Annotated in this window: 9 protein-coding genes and 1 pseudogene; 8 read left to right on the forward strand and 2 right to left on the reverse strand. The window is 65.5% G+C overall.

The window, feature by feature from the left end; translation table 11 throughout:
• Both BIS11_RS07675 and BIS11_RS07680 read left to right on the forward strand, forming a co-directional pair.
• Window positions 1–337, forward strand: a pseudogene (locus BIS11_RS07675) (hypothetical protein); the annotation flags it as partial.
• Between the two features lie 27 nt (window positions 338–364).
• Window positions 365–1,204 (forward strand): mechanosensitive ion channel family protein, encoded by an 840-nt coding sequence (locus BIS11_RS07680; RefSeq protein ID WP_253418596.1) that lies wholly within the window; start codon window positions 365–367, stop codon window positions 1,202–1,204.
• Here BIS11_RS07680 and BIS11_RS07685 read toward each other — a convergent pair.
• Entirely contained in the window at window positions 1,201–1,932 is a 732-nt protein-coding gene (locus BIS11_RS07685) for a YebC/PmpR family DNA-binding transcriptional regulator (RefSeq protein ID WP_253418598.1), read from the reverse strand. The genes BIS11_RS07680 and BIS11_RS07685 overlap by 4 nt on opposite strands.
• A gap of 169 nt (window positions 1,933–2,101) precedes the next feature.
• Between BIS11_RS07685 and BIS11_RS07690 the strand changes: the two genes are divergently transcribed.
• The gene (locus tag BIS11_RS07690) at window positions 2,102–2,725 is read left to right on the forward strand and encodes a LysE family translocator (RefSeq protein WP_253418601.1); all 624 of its coding nucleotides are present in this window, start codon (window positions 2,102–2,104) and stop codon (window positions 2,723–2,725) included.
• Window positions 2,726–2,780: 55 nt separating this feature from the next.
• Window positions 2,781–3,275: a glutathione peroxidase gene (locus BIS11_RS07695; RefSeq protein WP_253418604.1), complete on the forward strand. Its 495-nt coding sequence runs from the start codon at window positions 2,781–2,783 to the stop codon at window positions 3,273–3,275.
• Here the strand turns inward: BIS11_RS07695 and BIS11_RS07700 are convergent.
• Window positions 3,272–3,655 (reverse strand): hypothetical protein, encoded by a 384-nt coding sequence (locus BIS11_RS07700; RefSeq protein WP_253418607.1) that lies wholly within the window; start codon window positions 3,653–3,655, stop codon window positions 3,272–3,274. The two genes, BIS11_RS07695 and BIS11_RS07700, sit on opposite strands and share 4 nt — an antisense overlap.
• Window positions 3,656–3,832: 177 nt before the next feature.
• Here BIS11_RS07700 and fabV point away from each other — a divergent pair, with 177 nt between their 5' ends.
• The 4 genes from fabV to BIS11_RS07720 form a co-directional block, all read left to right on the forward strand.
• Entirely contained in the window at window positions 3,833–5,038 is a 1,206-nt protein-coding gene (gene fabV / locus BIS11_RS07705; protein WP_253418610.1) for an enoyl-ACP reductase FabV, read from the forward strand.
• A 59-nt stretch (window positions 5,039–5,097) separates the two neighbouring features.
• Window positions 5,098–5,310, forward strand: a complete 213-nt coding sequence (locus BIS11_RS07710) for a hypothetical protein (protein ID WP_253418613.1) — start codon at window positions 5,098–5,100, stop codon at window positions 5,308–5,310.
• Window positions 5,311–5,437: 127 nt separating this feature from the next.
• Window positions 5,438–6,412 carry a PRC-barrel domain-containing protein gene (locus tag BIS11_RS07715; RefSeq protein WP_253418616.1) on the forward strand — a complete coding sequence of 325 codons (975 nt, stop codon included), beginning with the start codon at window positions 5,438–5,440 and terminating at the stop codon, window positions 6,410–6,412.
• A 137-nt stretch (window positions 6,413–6,549) separates the two neighbouring features.
• On the forward strand, window positions 6,550–7,225 hold a 676-nt coding region (locus BIS11_RS07720; RefSeq protein ID WP_253585885.1), incomplete at its 3' end, for an AraC family transcriptional regulator.

A 7,225-nucleotide genomic window follows, 5' to 3' on the forward strand; every position in this document is an offset into this window, starting at 1 on the left:
CTACTGGCGCGAGCGGCTACGCGAGCCCGTCGCCGGCAGTGGCCATGACGGCGAGCTCTGGCTGCTCGATGCACTGTCCGAGGCGGCGCTTTCCAACGACACCGGTGACGTGGCGACCCTGGTACTGCATGCGCTGCTGTTGCATGGCGGACTGGACGACCGAGCGCTGGGCGAGGTGTTGCCCTACCCGCATCACGAGGCGCTCAATGCGCGCCTGGCGCTGACCCGGCGCGAGCTCGTCGTCGAGCACGATGGGCGCTGGCAGGTGGCGCCGCTGGCCTACGCCAGCGTCCGCGCGCTGCTGGTGTCGCGCAACTATCTGGTCGATCCGCTGTGAACGCCGCCGCGAAGGAGCCCTAACCGCATGGAAGAGCCCAACCGCTACGCTCGGCTATTCAACGATATCGACGCCGCGACGGTGGCCACCGTCGCCCTGATTCTGGTGGCGACGATCCTGCTGATCGTGGTCAGCCAGCGCGGGCTCAACTGGCTGGCCAACCGGCTGCACGGCCAGCTGCGCTTTCGCGTCTTCGCCCTGGTGCCGCTGTCGAGGCTCATGCTCCTGATCGCCGCCATCGTGATCATCGTGCCCATGATCATCGACCCGTCGCTGCGCAACATGGTGACGCTGTTCGGCGCCATTGGCCTTGCCGTCGGGTTCGCGCTCAAGGACTACGTCAGCAGCCTGATCGCCGGGGTGGTCTCGGCGGTGGAGCTGCCCTATCGCCCCGGGGACTGGGTGCAGATCGAGGATACCTACGGCGAGGTGAAGCACGTCGGCATGCGCACGGTGCAGATCCAGACGCCGGACGACGACCTCGTCGCCATGCCGCACCTGAAGCTCTGGGATACGCCGGTCTTCAATGCCAACGATGGCGGGCCGTCGCTGCAGTGCGTGGCGAGTTTCTACCTGGCGGTGGAGGCGGAGGCGGGCTGGGTGCGCCAGGCGCTCAAGGACGTGGCGCTGACCAGCGCCTACCTGAAGTTCGATGCGCCGATCGTCATCGTCGCCGAGGAGAAACCCTGGGGCACGCACTACCGCATTCGCGCCTATCCGGTCGACCCGCGCCAGCAGTTTCTGTTCGTCACCGACCTGACCGTGCGCGGAAAGCGGGTGCTGGGCGAGGTCGGGGTGAGAGCCGCGCTGCTGCCGCCGGACACCGCGCTCGATGCCGGCGGCGAAACGAGCAGGCCGCGTGGTTAGGCGTCTTGCTCCGGGAGCTCGGCGCTGTGGAAGACGTTCTGCACGTCGTCGAGGTCGTTGAGCATGTCGAGCAGTTTCTCGAACACCACGACGTCGTCGCCTTCGATGGGTGTCACGGTCTGGGGCAGGAACTGGATCTCGTCGACCTCGAAGTCGAGCTCGCCGAAGGCGTCGATCAGCGCCTGCTTGGCCTTGGCGTAGTCGGTGTGCGGGGCGAAGACGGTGATGCGCGCCTCTTCCTGCTCGATGTCGGTGACGTCGACGTCGGCTTCCATCAGCGCCTCGAGCACCGCTTCCTCGTCCTGGCCCTTGAAGGCGAAGATCGCGCAGTGGTCGAACATGTGGCTCACGCTTCCGGGCGTGCCGATCTTGCTCTTGGTCTTGGTGAAGCAGCCGCGCACGTCGCCGAAGGTGCGGTTGGGGTTGTCGGTCAGACACTCGACGATGACCATCGCGTTGCCCGGACCGAAACCTTCGTAGCGGGCGGTGGAGAAGTCCTCGCCGCCGGCGCCGGACGCCTTGTCCAGGGCCTTGTCGATCACGTGCGAGGGCACCTGATCCTTCTTGGCGCGCTCGATCAAACCGCGCAGCGCCAGGTTGCCGTTGGGGTCGGTGCCGCCGGACTTGGCGGTCACGTAGATCTCGCGCCCGTACTTGCTGTACACCTTGGTCTTGGCCGCGGCCGTCTTGGCCATCGATTCCTTGCGGTTCTGAAACGCCCTACCCATGTCAACGTCCTTTCGTTACCTGAAGCCGCCTGAACGCCAGGCGCCGTGTTCACAAAAAAGGAAAAATTCTACCCAACAGCGTACCATGCTAACAGCGTTATTTAAGGGGGCGGGTGACGCGGCGCTCGCCGCGTGTCGCCCTGCAAACAAGACCGGAAAGGAAGCACCGATGCCGCTGTCACTCTGGCTGTCGCTGGCCGCCATCTGCGCCGTGGGGGCGATGTCACCAGGCCCGAGCCTTGCGCTCATTCTGCGCCATACCCTGGGCGGCGGGCGCCGGAACGGCGTGACCGCCGCGCTGACCCATGCCCTCGGCGTCGGCCTCTACGCGCTCTTGACGGTGCTGGGCCTGGGCGCCTTGATCGCACGTCATCCAGAGCTCTTTCAGTGGGTGACGTGGCTGGGGGCCGGCTATCTTGCGTGGCTCGGCATCAAGGCGCTGCGGGCGGGCAAGGCAGGGGTGCTGTCGCCGGGCCACGCGGCGACCACCCAGGGCCAGGCGGCGAAAGAGGGGCTTCTGGTGGCGCTGGTCAACCCCAAGCTCATCCTGTTCTTCGTGGCGCTGTTGAGCCAGTTCGTCAGCCCCGAGATGGGGCTTGCCGCCAAGCTGATCATCGTGATGACCGCGGTGGTGATCGACGGCGGCTGGTACATGATCGTGGCGCTGGGACTTTCGCACTCGTCAGTGCTGCCCTGGCTTCAGCGCCACTCCCACTGGATCAATCGCATCACCGGCGTACTGCTCCTGCTGCTGGCGCTGCGCGTGGTGGCGGGCCCCTTGATCCAGGGGTGAGGCATTACCATCACGCTCCTCCGGTTTTTTCATCTGCGTCGTCAAGGGCTTTACCATGACCATATTCGAGCAGGATTGCCGTACCCACCTGAACGAGCCGTTCAACCTGCGCGCGCTGAAAGGGCAGGTGCTGCTGGTGGTCAACGTGGCCAGCCAGTGCGGTTTCACGCCTCAGCTCGAGGAGCTCGAGAAGCTCTACTCGCGCTACCGGGACCGCGGCTTCACCGTGCTGGGCTTTCCCTGCAACCAGTTCGGCCGCCAATCGCCGGAGAGCGCCGAGGCGTTCTGCCGCTTCGGCGAGCAGCGTTTCGGGGTGCACTTTCCGCTGATGGAGAAGGTCAAGGTCAACGGGCCCGACGCACACCCGCTGTTCGTCACCTTGAAGCAGCAGGCGCCAGGGCTTCTGGGCACCCGAGCGATCAAGTGGAACTTCACCAAGTTCCTGATCGGGCGTGACGGCCGGGTGATTGCGCGTTTTGGCCCCAAGGAGCGCGGCGTGGCGCTCAGGCGGGCGCTGGAAGCCGCTCTCGACGAAGACTCTACGCGCTAGAGCTCGCCTCGGTGGACCATCAGCCGGTTCATCAGCGCCGCCCAGCGGTGGCGCACCATCATGGTGGTCAAGCCGGAGAACAGCGCCCAGCTCTTGCGCCGCCATCCCTTCAGGCGCAGGTTGTGGGAAACCAGCTGCTGCATCAGCTGACGGTCGTTGAAGGCGCGCCATTCGCTGGCGATCGACAGCTGGTGGCGCGCCATCACCGGCGCAAGCTCCAGGCGAAACAGCCATTCGAGCTCCTTGAGCGTCAGGCCGTGCTCCTCGATCACCTCGATCATGTGCGCGAAATCGCGCTCGCCGGGCTCGCGGTCGAGCCATAGCGGCGCGAGCGCAAGCCACAGATCGCCTCGTTCGTCCACTAACTGCTGTGCGTTCATCTGGCCGTCTTCACGTTGGTGGGCCCCGCGACGCGCGCCGGGCAGTGTCCGCGTATCCTGACGCGAAAGCCCGGCGAGCTCAAGAGCGGACAGCGCTGCCCGAGACGGATAGAATAGGCGCCAGCGCCACGGGCCTGCCCGACGGTGAACGTCTTTTTCTCGACAAGGAGAGCCTTCGTGATCATCAAACCCAAAGTACGCGGTTTCATCTGCACCACCACGCACCCGAAAGGCTGCGAGCAGAACGTGCGCGAGCAGATCGAAGCGACCCGGGCCCGCGGCTTGGACAAGAGCCAGGGCCCCAGGAAGGTGCTGGTGATCGGCGCCTCCAGCGGTTACGGGCTGGCCGCGCGCATCACCGCGGCCTTCGGCTATGGCGCCGATACTCTGGGCGTGTTCTTCGAGAAGCCCGGTAGCGAGAAGAAACCCGGCACCGCCGGCTGGTACAACAGCGCGGCCTTCGACAAGTTCGCAAAGCAGGAAGGCCTCTACAGCAAGTCGATCAACGGCGACGCCTTCTCTCACGAGGCGCGTGAAAAAGCCATCGAGCTGATCAAGCAGGACATGGGCGAGGTGGATCTGGTGGTCTACTCGCTTGCCTCACCCGTGCGCAAGCTGCCGGACACCGGCGAGCTCAAGCGCTCGAGCCTGAAGCCGATCGGCGAGACCTACCGCGCCACCGCGATCGACACCAACAAGGACACCATCATCGAGGCCGAGGTCGAGCCCGCCACGCAAGCCGAGATCGACGATACCATCACCGTGATGGGCGGCGAGGACTGGGAACTGTGGATGAAAGCGCTGGGTGACGCCGGGGTGCTGGCCAAGGGCGCCAGAAGCGTGGCGTTCAGCTACATCGGCACCGAGATCACCTGGCCGATCTACTGGCACGGGGCGCTGGGCAAGGCCAAGGAAGATCTGGACCGCGCCGCGGCGGCCATCGACGAGACCCTCAAGGCCAGCGGCGGTGGCGCCAACGTGGCGGTGCTCAAGTCCGTGGTCACCCAGGCGAGCGCCGCCATTCCGGTCATGCCGCTCTACATCGCCATGGTGTATCGCATCATGAAGGAGCAGAACGTCCACGAAGGCACCATCGACCAGCTCAACCGCCTGTTCGGCGAGCGTCTCTACGCCGAGAGCGAAAGCGCCCGCCAGCTCGACGACAAGGGACGCTTTCGCCTGGACGACTGGGAGCTTCGCGACGATATTCAAAAGGCGTGTCAGGATCTGTGGCCGGCGGTCACCAGCGAGAACCTGTTCGAGATCACCGACTACGCGGGCTACAAGCACGAGTTCCTGAAACTGTTCGGCTTCGAGCGCGACGACGTCGACTACGACGCCGACGTCGACCCGGACGTCGACTTCGACGTGGTGACGCTCTAGCCACCCCGCCCGCCCTTCAGGCGGGCGCTCGGCTGGAGCGCCCGCCTGGAGGCAAGCACATGGATACCCGAGAAAGCACCACGCCGGACGAGAAGAGAGAGCACGTTCTCGACCAGCGCCTGCCCGAACGCAAGACTCCCGTTCCTCCCCATCTAGAGCCCGAAGCCCGGCGCGCCCCGCGTGGCTGGCACCGATTGCCCCTGATCGCCGTGGCGTTGGTGGGCGTCATCCTGGTCGTGGTCGTCGCAGCGGCATTCTTGCGCGGCCCTTGAATGTTGCCTGCTTTTCGACGCGTTTCGCCGCGCCTGGCCTTTAGATGGGGCCTGCGCGAAATTTATTGCGTAACCCGGGGCGGCTCAACTAGCTTCAATAGGGTAGATCAACCCGAGGAGACACCCCATGAAACGGACTACATTGGCGGTTGCGATCGCTGCGATCTGTGGCGGCATGTCGATCAATGCGTTGGCCCAGACGTCGCAGGAGGGTGACGAAACGACCGGCGGCAGTTCCACCGAGCAGCAGGAGACCTCGGGCGCCGGCGCCCAGGGGGCTCAAGGCGCGCAGAGCGCGCAAAGCACCGAAGATGAGGACACTCAGGACGGCATGCAGGAAGAGAGTGCCGATACCAATAGCGCCGACACCGACAGCGCCAACGTCGATAGCTCCGACACCGACAGCGCAGGACAGATGGACGGCGACCAGGGCACGAATTCCGACGATACGGCCACCAGCGACGCCGTACCGGCGGAAGAAACGATGGATGACGATACCTCCACCGGCGACGCCACGGGCGACGAGGCCTCGAGCAGCAGTGAAAGTCAGGGCCAGATGGATGCCCAGCAGGGCATGAATTCCGACGATGCGACCGGCGAGGAAGCCCTTCCCGACGACGATACCATGACCAGCGGTGCCGACGAGACCGGCAACAGCGATGGTCAGATGGGGCAGGGCAACGATGGGCGCGGCACGAACGCTCTGGAAGACCCGGACAACCGCGAGCCCGATGAACGCCTGGCCGACAACGATACCCAGGGCGGGCTGATGTCGCTCACGATCAGCGATGTCGAAGGCATGACTGTGGTCAACCTGGAAGGCGAAGAGATCGGCGACGTCGACAACGTGGTCGAGCACAACGACTCCGGCGATCTGTACGCGGTCGTCTCCGTGGGCGGCTTCTGGGGTTTCGGCGCCACGGACCTGGCGCTGCCGCTGCAGGAAATGATGCTCGAGGAGGACCAACTGGTCATGCAGACGCCCTACGGCAGCGACGAGATAGAGTCCGCCGCCGAGGAGTACAACGAGGACGACTACAGCTCGATCGACGGCTCGATGCAGGTGGGCGAAGTCGCCGATCACCCCGACCGCAGCCAGTAGATCGCTCGTCGCGCCCCGGGCAGGGCGTTTTCCTGCCCGGGGCGCGTACGCGTCTGCGCTTTAGCAGTTGCCTTCGGCGCTGATTCACGCCGCGTTATTGGTTAAGATGATTCATCGTCTTCAACCGGTCGTTCTACATGGCGTCAGAGGTAACCCGTTTCGCCCGCCCGCCCGCCACCCAGCGTATCGGCGTGCTGCTGCTGCCAGGCTTTTCACTGCTGACCCAGGCAAGCTGCGTCGAGCCGCTTCTGATCGCCAACCAATTGAGCGGGTGCAGCCTCTATCAGGTCTCGACGCTGAGTCTCGACGCCGAGCCGGTGCGCAGCGCCGCCCAGCTCGCCTGCATTGCCGACCACGCGCTCGATGACGCGCCAGCCCTGCTCGATACCCTGCTGGTCATCGCCCCTTCGCCGCTGCCATACCCACTGCCGGCCAGGCTTCTCGAATGGCTGCGGCAGCACCATGCAAGAACGCTGGGAGGGCTCGACGGCGGCGGCGAGGTGCTGGCGCGCTGCGGGCTGCTCGAAGGGTACCGGGCGGCGCTGCCCTGGCCGCGTGTCAGCGCCGTTTCCCAAGGCTACCCTACGGTGGTCATCACCCAGACGCTGTTCGAGATCGATCGCAACCGCATGAGCTGTGCCGGCGGCACCGCCGCCCTCGACATGATGCTGACCCTGATCGCCCGCGATGCGGGGGCGGAGCTTGCAGCGCGGGTGTCCGAGCATTTCGCCTGCGAGCGCATTCGCCTGGCCGACGAGCCCCAGCACGTGCCGCTGCGAAGCCGGCTCGGCCACGCGCCCCAGAGCCTGGTGG

Source organism: Halomonas sp. 707D4 (genome assembly GCF_024158685.1).
Taxonomy (GTDB): domain Bacteria; phylum Pseudomonadota; class Gammaproteobacteria; order Pseudomonadales; family Halomonadaceae; genus Vreelandella.